At 71.5% G+C, this 19070-nt stretch carries 15 protein-coding genes and 1 tRNA gene; 9 read left to right on the forward strand and 7 right to left on the reverse strand.

Annotated elements, in window-relative coordinates; translation table 11 throughout:
- Positions 1–358 precede the first annotated feature (358 nt).
- Complete coding sequence (locus ACZ60B_RS26880) at positions 359–1741, forward strand: NAD(P)/FAD-dependent oxidoreductase (RefSeq protein WP_469391199.1); 1383 nt, start codon at positions 359–361, stop codon at positions 1739–1741.
- A 203-nt stretch (positions 1742–1944) separates the two neighbouring features.
- Positions 1945–3234 carry a class I SAM-dependent methyltransferase gene (locus tag ACZ60B_RS26885; protein WP_469391201.1) on the forward strand — a complete coding sequence of 430 codons (1290 nt, stop codon included), beginning with the start codon at positions 1945–1947 and terminating at the stop codon, positions 3232–3234.
- Between the two features lie 60 nt (positions 3235–3294).
- Here ACZ60B_RS26885 and ACZ60B_RS26890 read toward each other — a convergent pair whose 3' ends face one another.
- Positions 3295–5823 carry an ABC transporter permease gene (locus ACZ60B_RS26890; RefSeq protein ID WP_469391203.1) on the reverse strand — a complete coding sequence of 843 codons (2529 nt, stop codon included), beginning with the start codon at positions 5821–5823 and terminating at the stop codon, positions 3295–3297.
- 58 nt (positions 5824–5881) lie between these two features.
- Positions 5882–6682 (reverse strand): ABC transporter ATP-binding protein, encoded by an 801-nt coding sequence (locus ACZ60B_RS26895; RefSeq protein WP_469391205.1) that lies wholly within the window; start codon positions 6680–6682, stop codon positions 5882–5884.
- Positions 6683–7109: 427 nt separating this feature from the next.
- Between ACZ60B_RS26895 and ACZ60B_RS26900 the strand changes: the two genes are divergently transcribed.
- From ACZ60B_RS26900 to ACZ60B_RS26910, 3 genes are all read left to right on the forward strand, one after another.
- A tRNA-Leu gene (locus ACZ60B_RS26900) sits at positions 7110–7192 on the forward strand.
- A 163-nt stretch (positions 7193–7355) separates the two neighbouring features.
- Positions 7356–8531 carry a 4-hydroxybenzoate 3-monooxygenase gene (locus ACZ60B_RS26905; protein WP_469391207.1) on the forward strand — a complete coding sequence of 392 codons (1176 nt, stop codon included), beginning with the start codon at positions 7356–7358 and terminating at the stop codon, positions 8529–8531.
- Positions 8532–8747: 216 nt separating this feature from the next.
- Positions 8748–9656: a Bax inhibitor-1/YccA family protein gene (locus tag ACZ60B_RS26910; protein ID WP_469391209.1), complete on the forward strand. Its 909-nt coding sequence runs from the start codon at positions 8748–8750 to the stop codon at positions 9654–9656.
- Between the two features lie 127 nt (positions 9657–9783).
- Here the strand turns inward: ACZ60B_RS26910 and ACZ60B_RS26915 are convergent, their stop codons facing one another.
- Positions 9784–10014, reverse strand: coding sequence for a DUF4287 domain-containing protein (locus ACZ60B_RS26915; protein WP_450663244.1), 231 nt, complete (start codon positions 10012–10014; stop codon positions 9784–9786).
- A 103-nt stretch (positions 10015–10117) separates the two neighbouring features.
- Between ACZ60B_RS26915 and ACZ60B_RS26920 the strand changes: the two genes are divergently transcribed.
- The gene (locus ACZ60B_RS26920) at positions 10118–10429 is read left to right on the forward strand and encodes a hypothetical protein (protein ID WP_469391212.1); all 312 of its coding nucleotides are present in this window, start codon (positions 10118–10120) and stop codon (positions 10427–10429) included.
- Between the two features lie 21 nt (positions 10430–10450).
- Here ACZ60B_RS26920 and ACZ60B_RS26925 read toward each other — a convergent pair whose 3' ends face one another.
- From ACZ60B_RS26925 to ACZ60B_RS26935, 3 genes are all read right to left on the reverse strand, one after another.
- Positions 10451–11233, reverse strand: coding sequence for a hypothetical protein (locus tag ACZ60B_RS26925; RefSeq protein ID WP_469391279.1), 783 nt, complete (start codon positions 11231–11233; stop codon positions 10451–10453).
- A gap of 364 nt (positions 11234–11597) precedes the next feature.
- Positions 11598–12818, reverse strand: a complete 1221-nt coding sequence (locus ACZ60B_RS26930; protein WP_469391214.1) for an acetyl-CoA C-acetyltransferase — start codon at positions 12816–12818, stop codon at positions 11598–11600.
- Positions 12819–12944: 126 nt separating this feature from the next.
- Positions 12945–14000 carry an SGNH/GDSL hydrolase family protein gene (locus tag ACZ60B_RS26935; protein WP_469391216.1) on the reverse strand — a complete coding sequence of 352 codons (1056 nt, stop codon included), beginning with the start codon at positions 13998–14000 and terminating at the stop codon, positions 12945–12947.
- Between the two features lie 149 nt (positions 14001–14149).
- Between ACZ60B_RS26935 and ACZ60B_RS26940 the strand changes: the two genes are divergently transcribed.
- Positions 14150–15538, forward strand: coding sequence for a cystathionine beta-synthase (locus ACZ60B_RS26940; protein ID WP_469391218.1), 1389 nt, complete (start codon positions 14150–14152; stop codon positions 15536–15538).
- 407 nt (positions 15539–15945) lie between these two features.
- On the opposite strand, the gene ACZ60B_RS26945 is transcribed toward ACZ60B_RS26940, so the two are convergent.
- Positions 15946–16368 carry a hypothetical protein gene (locus ACZ60B_RS26945; protein ID WP_469391281.1) on the reverse strand — a complete coding sequence of 141 codons (423 nt, stop codon included), beginning with the start codon at positions 16366–16368 and terminating at the stop codon, positions 15946–15948.
- A 252-nt stretch (positions 16369–16620) separates the two neighbouring features.
- Here ACZ60B_RS26945 and ACZ60B_RS26950 point away from each other — a divergent pair, with 252 nt between their 5' ends.
- Positions 16621–18159 carry an aromatic amino acid ammonia-lyase gene (locus ACZ60B_RS26950; RefSeq protein ID WP_469391221.1) on the forward strand — a complete coding sequence of 513 codons (1539 nt, stop codon included), beginning with the start codon at positions 16621–16623 and terminating at the stop codon, positions 18157–18159.
- Positions 18159–19031 (forward strand): MurR/RpiR family transcriptional regulator, encoded by an 873-nt coding sequence (locus ACZ60B_RS26955; protein WP_469391223.1) that lies wholly within the window; start codon positions 18159–18161, stop codon positions 19029–19031. Before ACZ60B_RS26950 ends, ACZ60B_RS26955 begins: the two co-directional genes overlap by 1 nt.
- Positions 19032–19070 lie beyond the last annotated feature (39 nt).

Below are 19070 nucleotides of genomic sequence, written 5' to 3' on the forward strand. Positions count from 1 at the left end.
GTCACCCCCCGCCGGAAACCTTCGTGAAGTTCTTCACAAGGAATTCGGCCCTGTCGGGGTACGGAACGGGGTCGGTTGGCCCTTCCGGGGCTCCGACGTCTGTGTGAACATGTTCAAAAGAGGCGTGCGGGGACGTTTCGCGGAGATGTCGGGCGCGCTTCCTCCGAGGTCCTCACAGAGCCTCTTGCGGCCAGGAGAGGCAGCTCACGCGGCATTGACAACGCCCTTTGGGATACACGGGTTCCCGCTCCGCGCCATGATGTGGATCACTCGGGCCGCGGAGGATAACACACCCCCTGTCAGAGCTTGTGAAGGGGCGCACGAGCGACCCCCCGGGGGCGGGTGGATACTCGATGCCATGAGCACCACGGAGCGTCCCAGGATCCTCGTAGTAGGCGGTGGGTACGTAGGCCTGTACGCAGCTCGGCGTATCCAGAAGAAGATGCGCTACGGCGAGGCGACCGTCACGGTCGTCGACCCCCGGTCGTACATGACCTACCAGCCCTTCCTCCCCGAAACCGCCGCCGGCAGCATCTCCCCGCGCCACGTCGTCGTCCCGCTGCGACGCGTGCTGCCCAAGGCGGAGGTCCTCACCGGCCGGGTCACCACCATCGACCAGGACCGCAAGGTCGCCACGATCGCCCCGCTGGTCGGCGAGGCGTACGAGCTGCCCTTCGACTACCTGGTCGTCGCCCTCGGCGCGGTCTCCCGCACCTTCCCGATCCCCGGCCTGGCCGAACAGGGCATCGGCATGAAGGGCGTCGAGGAGGCCATCGGCCTGCGCAACCACGTCCTCGAGCAGCTCGACAAGGCCGACTCCACCACCGACGAGGAGATCCGCCGCAAGGCGCTCACCTTCGTCTTCATCGGCGGCGGCTTCGCCGGCGCGGAGACCATCGGTGAGGTCGAGGACATGGCCCGCGACGCGGCCAAGTACTACAAGACGGTGTCCCGCGAGGACATGCGCTTCGTCCTCGTCGACGCCGCCGACAAGATCCTTCCCGAGGTCGGCCCCAAGCTCGGCCAGTACGGCAAGGAGCACCTGGAGGGCCGCGGGGTCGAGATCTACCTCTCCACCTCCATGGACTCCTGCGTCGACGGCCACGTGGTGCTGAAGAACGGCCTCGAGGTCGACTCCAACACGATCGTGTGGACGGCCGGCGTCAAGCCGAACCCGGCGCTGTCCCGTTACGGCCTGCCGCTGGGCCCGCGCGGTCACGTCGACTGCGCGCCCACCCTCCAGGTCCAGGGCACCGACTACATCTGGGCCGCGGGCGACAACGCCCAGGTGCCGGACATGGCCGCCCGCAAGGCCGGTGTGGAGAACGCCTGGTGCCCGCCGAACGCCCAGCACGCGCTGCGTCAGGCGAAGGTCCTCGGCGACAACGTGGTGGCCGGTATGCGCGGCTTCCCGCAGAAGGAGTACGCCCACTCCAACAAGGGCGCGGTGGCGGGCCTCGGCCTCCACAAGGGCGTCGCGATGATCGTCATGGGCAAGATGAAGATCAAGCTCAAGGGCCGTCTCGCCTGGTACATGCACCGTGGCTACCACGGTATGGCCATGCCGACCTGGAACCGCAAGATCCGTGTCTTCGCCGACTGGACGCTCGCGATGTTCCTCAAGCGCGAGGTCGTCGCGCTCGGCGCGCTGGAGACCCCGCGCGAGGAGTTCTACGAGGCCGCCAAGCCGGCCCCGGTGGCCGCCGCGCCGAAGTCGGAGAAGACCGAGGCGAAGGCCTGACCTCCGGTCACTGATCCACCCCGAAGGGGCCGTCCGCCATCCGTGGTGCGGGCGGCCCCTTCGGCATGTCCGGATCCGGTGCGGAGGTTCCCGTACCGCCATCCGTGGGGACCGGCATGGTGACCGCCCGGGAATGACGCGATGGTGCACGATCGTTGCTCTGAGCGACCCGGTGGGCCGATTCCTTCATGGAGGTGTGCGCCATGGCTGACGCCGCGCTGCGGCTGGAGAGCCTCTTCGGACAGTTGCTGGGAGTACCGCTTCCGGTGCGCGTTCGCGCCTGGGACGGTTCGCAGGCGGGCCCGCCGGGCACGCCGACACTGATCGTGCGCAACCGGCGCGCACTGCGCCGACTGCTCTGGAAGCCCGGTGAGCTGGGCCTGGCCCGCGCCTGGGTCGCGGGGGACCTGGACGTCGAGGGCGACCTGTACACCGCCCTGGTGCTGCTCTCGGGCCTGTTCTGGGAGCGCGGCGACGACACCAGGACCCTCGCCCAGGCCCTGCGCGACCCCGACGTGCGCGCCGCGGTCCGCGGCCTGGTCAGGCTCGCCGGACCCCCGCTGCCGCCCGCCCCGCCCCGGGAGGAGATCCGCAGGCCCCGCGGTCATCTGCACACCCGGCGCACCGACCGCAGCGCCATCAGCCACCACTACGACGTCGGCAACGACTTCTACGAGCTGGTCCTCGGCCCGTCGATGGTCTACTCGTGCGCCTACTGGGACGACGGCGGCACGCTCGAGGACGCCCAGCGCGACAAGCTCGAACTCGTCTGCCGCAAGCTCGGCCTGAAGCCGGGGATGCGCCTGCTCGACGTCGGCTGCGGCTGGGGCTCCATGGCCGTGCACGCGGCCCGCGAGCACGGGGTGCGGGCCGTCGGCGTCACCCTCTCCCAGGAGCAGGCCACGTACGCCCGTAAACGCGTCGCCGACGAGGGGCTGACGGACCTGGTGGAGATCCGGGTCCAGGACTACCGGGACGTCCGCGACGGTCCCTACGAGGCGATCTCCTCCATCGGCATGGCCGAACACGTCGGCGCCGAACGCTATCTGGAGTACGCCCGGAGCCTGCACGCCCTGCTCCGGCCCGGTGGACGGCTCCTCAACCACCAGATCGCCCGGCGCCCGCACTCCGACGAATCGGCCTACGAGGTGGACGAGTTCATCGACGCCTACGTGTTCCCGGGCGGCGAGCTCGCCCCGATCGGCACCACCGTCACCCAGCTGGAACGGGCCGGTTTCGAGGTGCGGGACGTCGAGTCGATCCGCGAGCACTACGCCCTCACCCTGCGCGAGTGGGTCACCAACCTGGAGGCCGACTGGACCCGGGCCGTACAGCTGACCGGTGCGGGCCGGGCCCGTGTCTGGCGCCTCTACATGGCCGCCTCCGCGGTGTCCTTCGAACGCAACCACATCGGCGTCAACCAGGTCCTGGCGGTACGCACCCCCGAGTCCGGCGCCTCGGGGATGCCGGCCAGGGCCCGCACCTGGAACTGAGCCGGACACGCCAGGGGCCCCGTCCGAGCCGGACGGGGCCCCTGCCACGTGCCGGGACGGCTACTCGGACTTGATGGCCGTCAGCATGTTCAGCCGGGCCGCCCGCCGGGCCGGCCACAGTGCCGCCAGGACGCCGACCGTCGCGGCCAGCAGCAGGAACAGCGCCATCCGCGCCCACGGCAGGACCAGCTCGTACGTCGTCATCCTCGCGCCCAGCAGCTCACCGGCCGCCCAGCCGAAGAACACGCCCAGACCGATGCCGAGCACCCCGCCGAACAGGGAGATCACCAGGGACTCCAGGCGGACCATCCGCTTGATGTTGCGGCGGTCGAGGCCGATCGCGCGCAGCATCCCGATCTCCTGGGAACGCTCGAAGACCGACATGGCCAGGGTGTTGACGACACCGAGGACGGCGACGATCACCGCCATGGCGAGCAGGCCGTAGAGCATGTTCAGCACCAGCGTGAACATGCTGGCGATGCTGTTGGAGATGTCCTGCTTGCTCTGCACCCTGATGCCCGGGTTGGAGCCGAGCGCCTTCTCCAGCTTGTCCTTGGTGGCGTCGGAGGGGCCGCCGGACGTCTTCACCATGACCTGCATGTCGGTCACGTGCTCCTGGTGCGGGGCGAGCGTGGCGTTGTCGAGCATGATGCCGCGCATCATCTCGTTGGCCTCGTAGACGCCGGCCACGGTGAGCTGCTGCTGCTTGCCGTCCTCGTAGTTGACGGTGAAGGACGACCCCGCCTTCCAGTGGTGCGACCCGGCCGTACGGTCGTCGACGACGACCCGGGCGCCGTCGACCTCGAACGCGCCGCTGTCCAGCGTCAGCGCGGTCAGTCGGCCGATGGCGGAGCCGTCGACGCCGGTCAGGTACTCGGACATGCCGTCGATGCGCGAGGGCGCGTTGCGCAGCGGGCTGGTGGCGGTCACCCCCGCGGTCGCCTTCAGCTTCTTGTCGACGTCCGTGGAGAGGAAGTTGCCGTTGGCCATCGACACCACGTAGTCGGCCTTGATCGCGGCGGCCGCCATCCTGTCGATCGAGTGCTGGAGGCTGCCCGCCACGACCGTCATCCCGGTGATGAGGGTCAGCCCGATCATCAGCGCGGAGGCCGTGGCCGCCGTACGGCGCGGGTTGCGCACCGAGTTCTGCCGGGCCAGCTTGCCCGCCACCCCGAACGCGCGCAGCGCCGGGGCCGTGGCCGCGATCAGCGGCCGCGACAGCAGCGGCGTCAGCACGAACACGCCGATGATCAGGAGTACCGCGCCGAGTCCCATCGGGGCCTGGCCGTCCGAGCCGCTCATCGTCGTGGCCGCCAGGACCACCGCGACGCCCGCGGCCGAGAACAGCGCGCCGATCGTGTTGCGCAGCACCAGCGACCGGGTGGTCGCCTTCGCGTGCAGGCTGCTCATCGCGGCGACCGGCGGGATCTTCGCGGCCCGGCGGCCCGGCAGCCAGGCGGCGAGCATGGTGATGACCACGCCGACCACGAGGGCCGCGACGACGGTGTCGGGGGAGACGACCAGCGGCCCGTCGGGGACGGTCGCGCCGAGCGCGCCCAGCAGCGAGCGCAGCCCGGCCCCGATGCCGATGCCCGCGACCAGCCCGGTCACCCCGGCCACCGTGCCGACCACGAACGCCTCGATCAGCACCGACCGGGTGACCTGGCGGCGGGAGGCGCCGACGGCGCGCAGCAGGGCCAGTTCCTTGGTGCGCTGGGCGACCAGCATGGTGAAGGTGTTGGCGATGATGAAGGTGCCGACGAACAGCGCGATGCCGGCGAACACCAGCAGCCCCTGCTTCAGCCCGCTCATCGACGCGTTGATCATCTCGGCCTGGTCGGCGGCGAGCTTCTCGCCGGTGACGGTCTCGGCGCGGTCCGCGGGCAGCGCCTTGTCCAGCTCGGCCGCCAGCGCCGACTGGCTGGTGCCGGTCTTCGCGCTCACGTCGATCTCGTCGTACGTGCCGGGCTTGCCGAACAGCCGCTGGGCGGTCGCCGTGTCGAACAGGGCGAGGCTGCCGCCGGCCGCGACGTTGCCGTCGTCGGTGGTGAAGACGCCGGTGATCTTCGGGGTCAGCACCGGGCCGTCGACCGAGATGCGGACGGTGTCGCCGACCCGGTAGCCGGCCCGCTCCGCGGTCGCGGAGTCGATGAGGACCTCGCCCTCGCCGCTCGGGACGCGGCCGTCGACGAGCGGGTACCGGGGGTCCTCGGTCCCCCAGTAGTTCCCGCCCTGCGACTGGAAGCCGCCGCCGATGAGCTTGCCGTCCTTGTCGGCGATCGCGGTGAAGCCGTTGACGACGCCGACCGCGGACGCGGCGCCCGGCACCCGCGCGCTGGTGTCGAGCAGCGCCTGGGTCAGCTCGGGCGTCCTGCCGACCGTGTCGCCGTCACCCTTCTGCCGCTTGGGCTGCACGGCCACGTCGACCCGGTCGAAGCCCTTGGCGGAGCTCTTCTGCAAGGCGTTGGAGAGGGTGTTGGTGAAGACCAGGGTCCCCGACACGAACGCCACGCCGAGCATCACGGCGAGCACGGTCATCAGGAGCCGGGCCTTGTGCGCGAGTACGTTGCGCAAGGCGGTACGGAACATGGGTTGTCTCAGTCCAGGGGTACGAGGGTCGGGGAGCGTCGGGAGGCCGTGGCCGGAGTCAGCTCGCCCGGCCCTCGCTGTCGGAGCCGGCGCTTCGGCGGCTCTTGCCGGGGAGGTTCCGCATGAGGTCGAGCACCGAGTCCGCGGTGGGCTCGTACACCTCGTCGACGATCCGTCCGTCCGCCAGGAACACCACCCGGTCCGCGTACGCCGCCGCCACCGGGTCGTGGGTCACCATCACCACCGTCTGCCCCATCTCACGCACCGAGTTGCGCAGGAAGCCCAGCACCTCGGCGCCGGAGCGCGAGTCGAGGTTGCCGGTCGGCTCGTCGCCGAAGACGATGTCCGGCCGGGAGGCCAGCGCGCGGGCGACGGCGACCCGCTGCTGCTGCCCGCCGGAGAGCTGGGAGGGCCGGTGGCCGAGCCGGTCGGAGAGCCCCACCATCCGGATCACCGAGTCCAGCCACTCCTTGTCCGGCCTGCGGCCGGCGATGTCCATCGGGAGCGTGATGTTCTCCAGCGCCGACAGCGTCGGCAGCAGGTTGAACGCCTGGAAGATGAAGCCGATCTTGTCCCGCCGCAACTTGGTGAGCTGCTTGTCCTTCAGGGAACCCAGCTCGGTCTCGCCGATGCGCACGGAGCCGCTGCTGAAGGTGTCCAGACCGGCCACGCAGTGCATCAGGGTGGACTTGCCGGAGCCGGACGGCCCCATGATCGCGGTGAACTCGGCCTGCCGGAAGTCGACGGAGACCCGGTCGAGGGCGACCACCTGGGTCTCGCCCTGTCCGTAGATCTTCGACAGCTCCGTGGCGCGCGCTGCCACGGCGGTGCTCCGGCCGGCGACGGGGGTGGTGGTCACGGGAAGGGTGCTCCTTGCGGGGAAGACGGTGCTCCGGGGTGCCGGGTTCCGGGGATCCGGATCCGGGTTCTGGGGATGTACACCATCGTCCTGGCCGCCGGGCGCGGCGGAGTCAGCCGCTGTTCCGGTTCCGGGGGCAGACTTCGGGCGGACCACACCGCGCGGTGTCATACCTGGGGATGACGGCCGACCCTGACGGCGCTGACGTGGATAACGGGTGGGGCACCCTTGTTCGGGCGGTGAAATTCCGTCATTCCGCGTACACGCCCGGGCAGCGCACGCGAGGCTATTGGCAAGTGCGGACGGCCAGTTCCCTAGGCTGATGATCCCTCAGCCATCAATAAAATAAGACAACATCGGTTCACCCAGCGGCTGTTCGGGGTGTGCGCCCCGATAGGCTCGGGGTCTCGACGCGGAGCCATGGCCTGCCCGGATGGTGGAACGCAGACACGGCGAGCTTAAACCTCGCTGCCCCTCGCGGGCGTACCGGTTCAAGTCCGGTTCCGGGCATCTCCGACGTCGACCGCCTCCCTTGCCGTCCGCACCGAGGCCGGTCTCCCCGTACGACCGTTGACAGCGGCTCTCCGCGCGCGCAGACTCACAGGCGCACGAGGTGAAGAAAAATTCACCAGGCGAACAGATCGTCAGGCGAACAGACCGAAGGGAACGTCCGATGCGCACCACCGTCGGGATCATCGGCGCCGGCCCGGCCGGCCTCCTCCTCGCCCGACTGCTGCACAACGCCGGCATCGACTCGGTCGTCCTGGAGAGCCGCGACCGGGCCTACGTCGAACAGCGGCAGCGGGCCGGGATCCTGGAACAGGGGACGGTGGACGTGCTGCGCGCGGCCGGCGCCGGGGAACGCATGGACCGCGAGGGCCTGCCGCACGACGGCATCGAACTGCGGTTCGCCAGGCGGCGTCACCGGGTGGACTTCCCCGCCCTCACCGGCGGCCGCTCGGTGACGGTCTACGCCCAGACCGAGGTCTGCAAGGACCTCATCGCCCTCCGGCTCCGGGACGGCGGCCCGCTGCTGTTCGAGGCGGAGGCCCTCGCGGTCGAGGGCGCCGGCACCGACAGCCCGCGCGTCCGCTTCCGGCACGAGGGCGTCGAGGACGTCCTGGAGTGCGACTACGTCGTCGGCTGCGACGGCTTCTGGGGGGTCGCCAGGAAGGCGATCCCGGCCGAGCTCACCCAGGTGTTCGAGCGGACGTACCCCTTCGGCTGGCTCGGCATCCTCGCCGACGTCGCCCCCTCCCACGACGAGCTCGTCTACGCCCGCCACGACCGAGGCTTCGCCCTGCTGTCCATGCGCTCCCCGTCCGTCTCCCGGCTCTACCTCCAGGTCCCGGCCGGCACCGACGCCGAGGAGTGGGGCGACGAGGAGATCTGGGACGAACTGGAGCGGCGCTTCGAGACGGCGGACGGCTGGCGCCTGGAGCGCGGCCCGGTCACCCAGAAGTCCGTCACCCCCATGCGCTCCTACGTCCACGAGCCCATGCGGCACGGCCGGCTCTTCCTCGCCGGGGACGCCGCCCACATCGTGCCGCCGACCGGGGCCAAGGGGCTGAACCTCGCCGTCGGCGACGTGGTCACCTTCGCGCGGGCCCTGACCCACCGCAAGGAGACCGGATCGGAGGAACTCCTCGACGCCTACTCCGCCACCTGTCTGCGCCGGGTCTGGCAGGCCGAGCGGTTCTCCTACGACATGACCACGATGCTGCACCGCGTCCCCGGCACCACCCCCTTCGAGGACCGCCTCCAACTGGCCCGGCTGGAGCGGATAGCCGGGTCGCGCGCGGCGGAGACCGACCTCGCCGAGGGCTACACCGGTTTCCCGTTCGGGTGAACGCCCCGGTCCGCGGAACGGCTGATCTCCGACCGGTTCCGGGCGTGTCGCAGCTTGGTCATGAATGCGGCCCTCCACCCCTGGGAATCAAGGACCCGCGTAGCGTGTTGCGCAGCACGACGAGGGAAAGATCCTCCCCAAGCACTAGGGTCAATCCTTTGCCTACCTATTACTCTTGAGCCCAAGGCCCACGCAGAGTGGCCATGGAGGAGTGAAATGAGGAGCAGAAACCCGGTCTTCTCGCGACGGGGGTTCAGCCGCGACAACGGCTACGCGGGCTTCAACACCGCGCCGCAGGCCGGGGGACCAGCAGTCGGCACGCAGGCGAACCCGTACGCGCAGGGCAATCCGTACGCCCAGCCGTCCGGCAACCCCTACGCGCAGAACCCGTACGCCCAGCAGGACCTTCAGTACGGCGCGCCGCAGGCCCCGGCCACCACCGGCCGGATGACGATGGACGACGTCGTCCTGCGCACCGCCAGCACCCTCGGCCTGCTGATCGTGACGGCCGCGCTCTCCTGGGCGCTGCTGCCGGTCGACAACGCCAACATCAACCGCTCGTACGGCATCGGGATCGCCGCCGCGGTGGTGGCGATGGTGCTGGCGTTCGTGCAGTCCTTCAAGCGCAAGCCGTCGCCGGCCCTCATCCTGACCTACGCGGGTCTCGAGGGTGTCTTCCTCGGGGTCATCTCCAGCATCGTCGACAACCGCATCGCCAGCGGTGCGGCCATGCAGGCCGTGCTCGGCACGATGGCGGTCTTCGCCGGCGTGCTGGTCGCCTACAAGGCGGGCTGGATCCGCGTCAACCGCCGCTTCTACGGCTTCGTGATGGCGGCCGCGCTCGGCTTCGTCCTGCTGATGACGGTGAACCTGCTGTTCGCGGTCTTCGGCGGCGGTGACGGCCTCGGCTTCCGCAGCGGCGGCCTCGGCATCATGTTCGGCATCATCGGCGTCATCCTCGGCGCCTGCTTCCTCGCCATCGACTTCAAGCAGGTCGAGGACGGCATCGCCTACGGCGCCCCGCGCGAGGAGTCCTGGCTGGCCGCCTTCGGCCTGACGATGACGCTGGTGTGGATCTACATGGAGTTCCTGCGGCTCATCGCGATCCTCAACAGCAACGACTAGCGGCCGTCCGGCCGCGACGCGACGTCGCGGCCGGACGTGGAAGGGCCCCGGGTTCGCCCGGGGCCCTTCGTCGTGTCCTGCGTGATTGCGCGGCCGGGACCTGCTCCAGGGCCTGTCGTTCGCGTCCCTAGAGCAGCTTGCGCGCGGCCCTCCTCAGGTCGTACTCGTGGATGATCGCCTTGGCGTGCCCGTACGCCAGGTCGTACTCGTGACGCAGCCAGCTGACCTTCTCCTCGAAGCGGAAGAGGGACGGGCCTTCGTCGACGGTGCGCAGCCAGTCGGAGACTTCACGACCGGTGCAGTGGGGGATGCGGGCGAGCATGTTGCGATGGGTCTCCTCGGAGAGGACGTGGGACATCGGCGCCTCCGGACGCAATGGGGTGTAAGCCGGTCCTTCACGTCACCGTGCCTGAGCGTCGGCGTGTTGGCAACAGTGCCGGTACGGCGCGTAGTCTCGCGACGTGGTTGATACGACGCCCCTGACCCGTGCCGTGGATCACTTCGCCGACCTTCTGCGGGCCGCGCCCCAGAGCCGGTTGCAGCGCAGCGCCGCCGCCGCGGCGCTGGGACTGGCCCGCGAGTTCGCCCGGCGCACCCAGAGCGTGGAGGAACCGGGCACCGAGCCGCGGGAGATGCCGGACGCCGGGATGTTCGCCGTCGCCGATCAGATCACCGTCGCCGGGCACGATCTGGCGGTCGTGCTGCGCAGCGAGGCCGAAGTCGCCGAAGCGGTGGGGCTGGTGGAGGAGGCGCAGATCCGGGCGGGGGTGTGACGGTCCCTCGGAGGGGGTTCCTCAGAGGGACGCTATGACGCGGTCCGCCAGGATGTAGACGGTCTCCTCGCCGCAGGCGAAGGTCAGGGTGTAGGCGCCCGAGATGCCCGAGCCGCCGAGCAGGACCGGGACCACGCCCGCGCGCAGCGCGGCGGCCAGGCGCTCCGCGGTCTCGCGGTGCCCCGGCGTCATGCACAGGGTCGTGCCGTCGGCGAACACGTAGACGTCGAGGGTGCCCAGCGGGCCCGGGCGGACGTCCGTCAGTTCGACGCCGGAGGAGGCCAGTTCCTCCAGGGCGGCGACCGTGCGCTCGTGGTCGTTCACCACCGGGGACTGGACCGGTACGAAGTCGGGGTGCGAGGGGTGCCTGCGGCGGGCCGCGGCCAGTTCGGGGGACTCCCCGGCGAACTCGTCCGCGTCGGCGCCCGGCTCGGCCACCGGTTCGAGGGACTCCAGGCCCGCGAAGTCGCTCTGCCGGGGCAGGAACAGCTCGCTGTCCGGCAGGCCCAGCAGGGAGGGGGTGTCGGAGCCGTCCCGGGCCTCCTGGGCGGCCCAGAAGGCGCGCGCCTCGGCCAGTTCGCGCTCCCGTTCCTCGGCGAGCGCATCGGCGACGGCCGCGCGTATCTCGTCGGCGTCGGCGGCGTGACGGGCGGCGGGGACCAGACCCCGCGCGGCGGCCGCGTTGCCCTGCGCGATCTCGGTGTGCAGGGCCGCCACCTGCCGGCGCAGCACCATGAGGGTGCGCAGGACGGCGACGCCCACGGCGCCAGTGGCGACCGTGGTGAGCAGCAGGGCGATCGGCATGGCGCTCACTGACGTACTCCCGGTTCAAAGTCGACCCCCGACTTCCTACCTCAGCTTGAAGGGCGGACCATCCAGCTGTCAGTGCGTAACGTCACGAAAGGGGCAGGAATCTACTCCTGAGGTTTCCTGGCGAAGCGGCTCTGACCTGCGGAGATGCCCGACCTGAGCGAGGTAGGTCACATCCTGGGTGAGATTGGATCACAAAACGGCCCAGAACCCGGGCGGTTTCCGGGTTCTGGGCCGATGCGTGACGCTGGGTCCGACGGCGGCTACCGACAGCTTGCCGAGAGCCGCTCGTGGCGTGTGTTCCGGCGCACGATCCGGCGCGCGCCGGCCGGCGGCCGGGCGTGCGCCGGGTGCGGTGTCAGCTGAGGCGCTCGATGACCATGGCCATGCCCTGGCCGCCGCCGACGCACATCGTCTCCAGGCCGAACTGCTTGTCGTGGAACTGGAGGGAGTTGATCAGCGTGCCGGTGATCCGGGCGCCGGTCATGCCGAAGGGGTGGCCCACGGCGATGGCGCCGCCGTTGACGTTGACCTTGTCGAGGTCGAAGCCGAGGTCGCGGTAGGAGGGGATCACCTGGGCGGCGAACGCCTCGTTGATCTCGACCAGGTCGATGTCGGCGGAGGTCAGCCCGGCCCGGCGCAGCGCCTGGTTGGAGGCCTCGACCGGACCCAGGCCCATGATCTCGGGGGACAGGCCCGAGACGCCGGTGGAGACGATGCGGGCGAGCGGGGTCAGGCCGAGCTCGCGGGCCTTGGTGTCGGACATGATGACGAGCGCGGCGGCGCCGTCGTTGAGCGGGCAGCAGTTGCCGGCGGTGACCAGGCCGTCGGGGCGGAAGACCGGCTTGAGGCCCTGGACGGCCTCCAGGGTGACGCCCGCGCGCGGGCCGTCGTCCTTGCTGACGACCGTGCCGTCGGGGAGCGTCACCGGGGTGATCTCGCGCTCCCAGAAGCCGTTCTTGATGGCTTCCTCGGCGAGGTTCTGCGACCGGACGCCGAACTCGTCCATGTCCTGGCGGGTGACGCCCTTCCAGCGGGCGAGGTTCTCCGCGGTCTGGCCCATCGAGATGTACGCGTCCGGGACGATGCCGTCCTCGCGCGGGTCGTGCCAGGTCGTGCCCTCCTGCTGGGCGACGGCCTCGGTGCGGGCCTCGGCGTCGGCGAAGAAGGGGTTGTGCGTGTCCGGCAGGCTGTCGGAGTTGCCCTTCGCGAACCGGGAGACCATCTCGACACCGGCCGAGATGAAGACGTCGCCCTCGCCGGCCTTGATCGCGTGCAGCGCCATGCGGCTCGTCTGGAGGGACGAGGAGCAGTAACGGGTGATCGTGCAGCCGGGCAGGTGGTCCATGCCCATCTGGACGGCGACGATACGGCCGAGGTTGTTGCCCTGCTCGCCGCCGGGCAGACCGCAGCCGAGCATCAGGTCGTCGATGTCCCGGGGGTCCAGCTCCGGAACCTTGGCGAGGGCCGCCTGGATGATCGTGGCGGTGAGGTCGTCCGGGCGCAGGTCCTTCAGCGAGCCCTTGAAAGCGCGGCCGATGGGGGAGCGGGCGGTCGAGACGATGACGGCTTCGGGCATCACGGCTCCAGAGACGGGTACGGCAAGGCGGACTGTCTGGGAAGTTACCCGTACGTATGGTTCAGGTCACGCGGGTTGCCATGTGACCCTGGCCGCAGTTTCCAAGCGCTTGCTTTCCCGTTGGGGTCACCCGGGGTCGCCGAGGGGCGCCCGTGGGCGGTCGGGGGCGTCGACGGGGGCCGGGGCGGTCTCCGGGACGCGCCGCCGCCGGCGGCGCTTGAGCAGGGCCCAGGGGCCCCGCGGACCCGTCGGCATCGCGGCCGTGACCTCCGTACCGGCCTCGGCCGCGGCCTCGGCCGCGGCGCGGGCCACCGGCAGGAAGCCCTCGCGGCGGGAGGCGTCGGGACGCTCCTCCTCCGCGGGCCACAGCCCCAGCGCGGCACAGACCGTCGGCAGCAGCGCCATCGCGGCCGTGGCGTACCCCTCCGCGGAGGGGTGGTAGTTGTCGGGGCCGAAGAGCTCGCGCGGGTTCGCCGCGAACTCGGGGCCCAGCAGGTCGCCCAGCGACACCGTCCGGCCCCCCTGCTCGACCGTCCCGATCGTCTGCGCCGCCGCGAGCTGGCGGGAGGCGCGCCGGGCCACCCAGCGCAGCGGCTGCTGCACCGGCTCGATCGTGCCCAGGTCCGGGCAGGTGCCGACGACCACCTCCGCGCCGGCCGTGCGCAGCCGCCGTACCGCCGCGGAGAGGTGACGCACCGAACGGGTCGGCGGCATCCGGTGGGTCACGTCGTTCGCGCCGATCATGAGCACGCAGATGTCGGGGACCTGGTCCGGCCCCGCGAGGACGAGCCCGACCTGGCGGTCCAGGTCGTCCGACTGGGCGCCGGGCATCGCCACGTTGCGCAGCACCACCGGACGTTCCGCGACGGCCGACAGCCCGGCGGCGAGCAGCGCGCCCGGTGTCTGGCCGGCCCGGTGGACGCCCTGGCCCGCGGCCGTGGAGTCGCCCAGCAGGGTCAGGAACAGGGGTGCCTCGCCGGGGACGTCGTAGACATGGCCGTAGCGGCCCTCCGCGCTCGGTACGCGGGGGCGCTCCCCGTTGCCCACCTGGCGCCGGGCGAGCTGGACCTCCGCCAGCAGCAGACCGACGGCCGCGGCACCGGCCAGACCGATGCCGCCACCGCCGTACGCGGCCCCGGCCGCGATACGGCGGGCCACCCGCGCCCTCGACATGCTCGTCATGTGTCGCCGCCACCTCCTCGTAGCCGTACAACCACTCCTTGCCCCGTACGGACCGTCGGCCAATCGCAACCAGGCGTGAACGTCTGCGCCGAGCCGTAGGCTGGCGGAACCACTTCGACCACATCTGTTGCAATCGACCGGAGACAACGGTGCAATTCCACGACTCGATGATCAGCCTCGTCGGCAATACCCCGCTGGTGAGGCTCAACAACGTGACCGAGGGCATCCAGGCGACCGTCCTGGCCAAGGTGGAGTACTTCAACCCGGGCGGATCCGTGAAGGACCGCATCGCCCTGCGCATGATCGAGGCGGCGGAGAAGAGCGGCGAGCTCAAGCCCGGCGGCACCATCGTCGAGCCCACCAGCGGCAACACCGGCGTGGGGCTCGCGATCGTGGCGCAGCAGAAGGGGTACAAGTGCATCTTCGTGTGCCCCGACAAGGTGTCCACGGACAAGATCAACGTGCTGCGCGCGTACGGCGCCGAGGTGGTCGTGTGCCCGACCGCCGTGGACCCCGAGCACCCGGACTCGTACTACAACGTCTCCGACCGTCTGGTGCGCGAGACGCCGGGCGCCTGGAAGCCCGACCAGTACTCCAACCCCAACAACCCGCTCTCCCACTATCACTCGACCGGCCCCGAGCTGTGGGAGCAGACGGAGGGGCGGATCACCCACTTCGTGGCGGGCGTGGGCACCGGCGGCACCATCTCCGGCACCGGGCGCTACCTCAAGGACGCCAGTGACGGCCGGGTCCAGGTGATCGGCGCCGACCCCGAGGGGTCCGTGTACTCCGGCGGCTCCGGGCGTCCGTACCTCGTCGAGGGCGTCGGTGAGGACTTCTGGCCGACCGCCTACGACCGGAGCGTCGCCGACGAGATCGTCGCCGTGTCCGACAAGGACTCCTTCCAGATGACCCGTCGGCTGGCCAAGGAGGAGGGCCTGCTGGTGGGCGGCTCCTGCGGTATGGCCGTGGTCGCCGCGCTGCGCGTCGCCGAGCGGCTCGGCCCGGACGACGTCGTGGTCGTCCTGCTCCCCGACAGCGGGCGCGGCTACCTCAGCAAGATCTTCAACGACGAGTGGATGGCCGACTACGGCTTCCTGGAGGACACCGGCCCGAGCGCCCGGGTCGCCGACGTGCTCAGCCACAAGGCGGGCGGCACCATCCCCTCCCTCGTCCACATGCACCCCGACGAGACCGTGGGCGAGGCCATCGAGGTGCTGCGCGAGTACGGCGTCTCGCAGATGCCGATCGTGAAGCCGGGCGCCGGTCACCCGGACGTCATGGCCGCCGAGGTCGTGGGGTCCGTGGTGGAGCGGGAACTGCTCGACGCGCTGTTCACCCAGCGCGCCTCGCTGGATGACCCGCTGGAGAAGCACATGTCCGCCCCGCTGCCGCAGGTCGGCTCCGGCGAGCCGGTCGGGGACCTGATGTCCGTCCTGGGCGGCGCGGACGCGGCGATCGTGCTCGTCGAGGGCAAGCCGACCGGTGTGGTCAGCCGTCAGGACCTGCTGTCCTTCCTCGCCAAGGGCGGGAACTAGGGCGAACCACGCCCTGGCGTGGAACCTGCGGTGAACAGCCGGGATTCGCGGAGGACTTTCGTGGGCTCGCCGAGAAGGTGGACTTCGCGGAAGTGGTACGAGCGTGTCACGTGCATGCAGCACACGCTTAACACGAGTCCGGCACATTAGGGGGTGTCGGCAGGGCGGGAGCGGCTCCCCGCCCCGGCCGGCACCAAAACGGCGTCACGGACCTCCGGAGCGGCTCCCGGACCTCCACGGACGCCATGGACGCGAACGCCCGGCCTGACCCGGCCCGCGTCCCTCGCGGGGACCGCCGTCGTCCCGCCCCCCGGCAACGGGGGTGCGGCGGTCCCCGCGTACAGCCTTTTCCGTCCGGGTGCCGACCCGGGATCCCCGCCTCTTCCGTGGGCGAGCCCGCGTTCCGGTCAGTCCTCCCAGTCGCTGTCCCGGGACGGCCGGCGACGGCCGAAGAGGCCGGGGTTGGAGCGGACGGCCTGGACCGCGTTGACGCCGACGATGCCGACCCAGGACACGATCAGGCCGGGCAGATGCGCGGTGCCCGCGCCGATCGCGGACAGCGGGACCGCCAGCACCAGCGAGACGATGCCGAAGCCGAAGCGCTCGCCCCACGAGTCGGTGGCCCTGGGGGCACGGGAGTTGCGGGCCGCCGTCATCTGCGCCTCGGCCAGATGACGGCGCACCCGTCGCTCGACCGCGCCGTCGATGCGCTGGTCGACCTTCTCCAGGAAGGAGTCGACCAGTGCGGACTCGTACTCCTCGCCCAGTTCCCTGCGGGCGTGCAGGGTGGCGTCGAGTTCCCTCTTGAGGTCGGCGTCCCGCGCGTCCATGATCGTCTCCATTCCCGTCATGGGGTTCACGCTAGGCAGCGGGCGGCCCCGGCGCACTGGGGGTAGCCCCCGTCTTCCCCCCGGGGCCGCACCCGTGCCCCGGGGTCGGGGCCGTGCCCCGGTCCGGGGCCGGGTGCGGCCGTCGAGCCGGATCATGAGACGCACCTTGCTCGGCTGTATATCGTCATGCAGAGTTCTTGATGTCTGAATAGGTCGAAGTCCGGATCGAGGGTGGAGGGGAGCTCGGGTCCTATGTCGTCTCGGACCGTGGACGTGCCGGGCGCACCGGACGTGCCGGACGTGCATGCGGCGCGCCCAGGGCCCCCGGACCTCGTGGTCCTCGACGGGAGCGGCCTCGGCGTCGACGACGTCGTCCGCCTCGCCGACGGGAGCGCGCGGCCCGTTCCGGCGGGCGAGGCGATGCGGCGGGCCGAGGAGGCCTGGGACGCCGCCCGGCAGATCGCGGCGACCGGCCGGGTGTACGGCCGCTCCACCGGCGTCGGCGCGAACCGGAACGAGACCGTGCCCACCGAGGCCGCCGCCGGACACGGCATGCGCCTGCTGCGCAGCCACGCCGGCGCCATAGGCGAGGAACTGCCGGCCCGGCAGGTGCGGGCGATGCTCGCCGTACGGGTCAACCAGCTGCTGGCGGGCGGCGCCGGACTGCGCCCCGGCGTCGTCACGGCCCTGTGCGAGGCGCTGGAGAGCGGCGCCCACCCGGTCGTCAACGAGTTCGGCTCGGTCGGCACCGGCGACATCGCACCGCTGGCCCAGCTCGGGCTGGCCCTCGCCGGGGAACACCCGTGGCGCGGCCCGGGCGCACCCGCCCCACAACCCCTCGACAACAACGACGCACTGGCCCTGATCAGCAGCAACGCCCTCACCCTCGGCCAGTCGGCGCTCGCCCTGCACGAGCTGCGCGGGCTGATCGAGGCCACCCAGGTGGTCGCCGGGCTGTCCCTGCTCGCGGTCGACGGCTCCCACGAGGCGTACGCCGCCCCCGTGCACGCGGCCCGCCCGCACCGGGGAACGGGCGAGGTCGCCCGCCGGATGCGGGAGCTGATCGGCGCCGAGGACCGGCCGACGCCTCCGCTCGGCCGGATCCAGGACCCGTACGGCTTCCGCTGCCTGCCGCAGATCCACGGACCCGCGCAGGACGCGGCGGACGCGCTGGAGGAGGTGCTCGCGATCGAGCTCAACGCGGCCGCGGAGAACCCCCTCATCTCCCCCGACGGCATGGCCGCCTACCACCACGGCGGCTTCTACATGGCCCAGCTCGTCCTCGCGCTCGACCACTTCCGGCTGGCGGTGACCCAGGTGGCCCGGCTGTCGACGTCCCGGCTGTCCAGCCTCAACGAGCCCGCCTTCACCCGGCTCAAGCCCTTCCTCGCCGACCAGGAGCCCGCCTCGTCCGGGGTGATGATCCTGGAGTACGCGGCCGGGGCCGCCCTCGGTGAGCTGCGCGCCTGCTCGGCGCCCGCCTCGCTCGGCCACGCCGTGCTCTCCCGGGGCGTCGAGGAGCAGGCGAGCTTCGCCTCGCTCGCCGCCCGCCAGACACTGCGTGCCTGCGACGCGTACCGTCTCGTCGTGGGCTGCGAACTGGTCGCCGCGGTGCGGGCGTTGAGGCTGCGCGACCTGCGGCCCGGACCGGGGCTCCCGGTGGGCCGGGCGCTGGCGATCGCCGAGTCGGTGCTCGACGAGGACATGGCGGACCGGCCGCTCACCCGGGACGTGACGGCCGCGGCCCGGCTGCTCGACCGGTTCACGCAGATCTGGAGGGAGAGCGAGTGATGACCGCGGACACGAGCGCGGACAGGGACACCGGCGGACCCGACAGCCCCGCCGCACGGCTGCAGGCGCTCTTCGAGGGGCACCGGCTGACGCCGACCCAGCGGCGCATCGCGCACAGCATGGTGCGGCGGGCCGCCGACGTGCCGTTCCTGTCCAGCGTGGAGCTCGCCGAACTGGCCGGGGTCAGCCAGCCCTCCGTCACCCGCTTCGCCGTGGCCCTCGGCTTCGACGGCTACCCCGCCCTGCGCCGTCATCTGCGCGAGGTCGCGCCGGCGGAACAGCCGGCGGGCTCGCGGGCGTACAACGAGTACCAGCAGGCCGTCGAGGCGGAGATCGAGAACCTGCGGCACCTCGCGGAGGTGCTCGCGGACCCGCGGCCGGTGCAGCGGGCGGGCCGGCTGCTCGCCGCCAGCCGCCCGCTGCCGGTGCTCGGGCTGCGGGCCGCCGCGTCCCAGGCCTACGGCTTCGCGTACTTCGCCGCCAAGGTCCACCCGGACGTACGGCTGGTCCACGAGGGCGGCACGATGATCCACGACCGGATCGACGCCGCCGTACGGGCCGGGGCCACGACCCTGCTCTGCTTCGCGCTGCCGCGGCACCCCCGTGAGGTCCTGGACACCCTCGCCTACGCGAAGGAGGCCGGGCTGACCGTGGTGACCGTCGCCGACTCCGCGTTCGCGCCCGTGGCCAAGGTCTCCGACCTGCTGCTGCCCGCGGCGGTCGGCACCGGGCTCGCCTTCGACACCGCGTGCGCGCCGATGCTGCTCGGACGGGTGCTGCTGGAGGCCATGTGCGACGACCTGCCCGACGCGCAGACCCGCCTGGAGGAGTTCGACGCGCGGGCGGCGGCGCGGGGGCTGTTCGTCGAGTGAGCCACGGGCCGGGGCCGCCGGCCGGTGCTCTCAGATTCG

This window comes from Streptomyces sp. NPDC104096, assembly GCF_055584385.1.

What these genes read in the sequence shown, in the direction of transcription:
- ACZ60B_RS26880 (WP_469391199.1), top strand. Translation starts at nt 359, where the DNA reads ATGAGCACCACGGAGCGTCCCAGGATCCTCGTAGTAGGCGGTGGGTAC.
- ACZ60B_RS26885 (WP_469391201.1), top strand. Translation starts at nt 1,945, where the DNA reads ATGGCTGACGCCGCGCTGCGGCTGGAGAGCCTCTTCGGACAGTTGCTG.
- ACZ60B_RS26890 (WP_469391203.1), bottom strand. Translation starts at nt 5,823, where the DNA reads ATGTTCCGTACCGCCTTGCGCAACGTACTCGCGCACAAGGCCCGGCTC.
- ACZ60B_RS26905 (WP_469391207.1), top strand. Translation starts at nt 7,356, where the DNA reads ATGCGCACCACCGTCGGGATCATCGGCGCCGGCCCGGCCGGCCTCCTC.
- ACZ60B_RS26910 (WP_469391209.1), top strand. Translation starts at nt 8,748, where the DNA reads ATGAGGAGCAGAAACCCGGTCTTCTCGCGACGGGGGTTCAGCCGCGAC.
- ACZ60B_RS26915 (WP_450663244.1), bottom strand. Translation starts at nt 10,014, where the DNA reads ATGTCCCACGTCCTCTCCGAGGAGACCCATCGCAACATGCTCGCCCGC.
- ACZ60B_RS26925 (WP_469391279.1), bottom strand. Translation starts at nt 11,233, where the DNA reads ATGCCGATCGCCCTGCTGCTCACCACGGTCGCCACTGGCGCCGTGGGC.
- ACZ60B_RS26930 (WP_469391214.1), bottom strand. Translation starts at nt 12,818, where the DNA reads ATGCCCGAAGCCGTCATCGTCTCGACCGCCCGCTCCCCCATCGGCCGC.
- ACZ60B_RS26935 (WP_469391216.1), bottom strand. Translation starts at nt 14,000, where the DNA reads ATGACGAGCATGTCGAGGGCGCGGGTGGCCCGCCGTATCGCGGCCGGG.
- ACZ60B_RS26945 (WP_469391281.1), bottom strand. Translation starts at nt 16,368, where the DNA reads ATGGACGCGCGGGACGCCGACCTCAAGAGGGAACTCGACGCCACCCTG.
- ACZ60B_RS26950 (WP_469391221.1), top strand. Translation starts at nt 16,621, where the DNA reads ATGTCGTCTCGGACCGTGGACGTGCCGGGCGCACCGGACGTGCCGGAC.
- ACZ60B_RS26955 (WP_469391223.1), top strand. Translation starts at nt 18,159, where the DNA reads ATGACCGCGGACACGAGCGCGGACAGGGACACCGGCGGACCCGACAGC.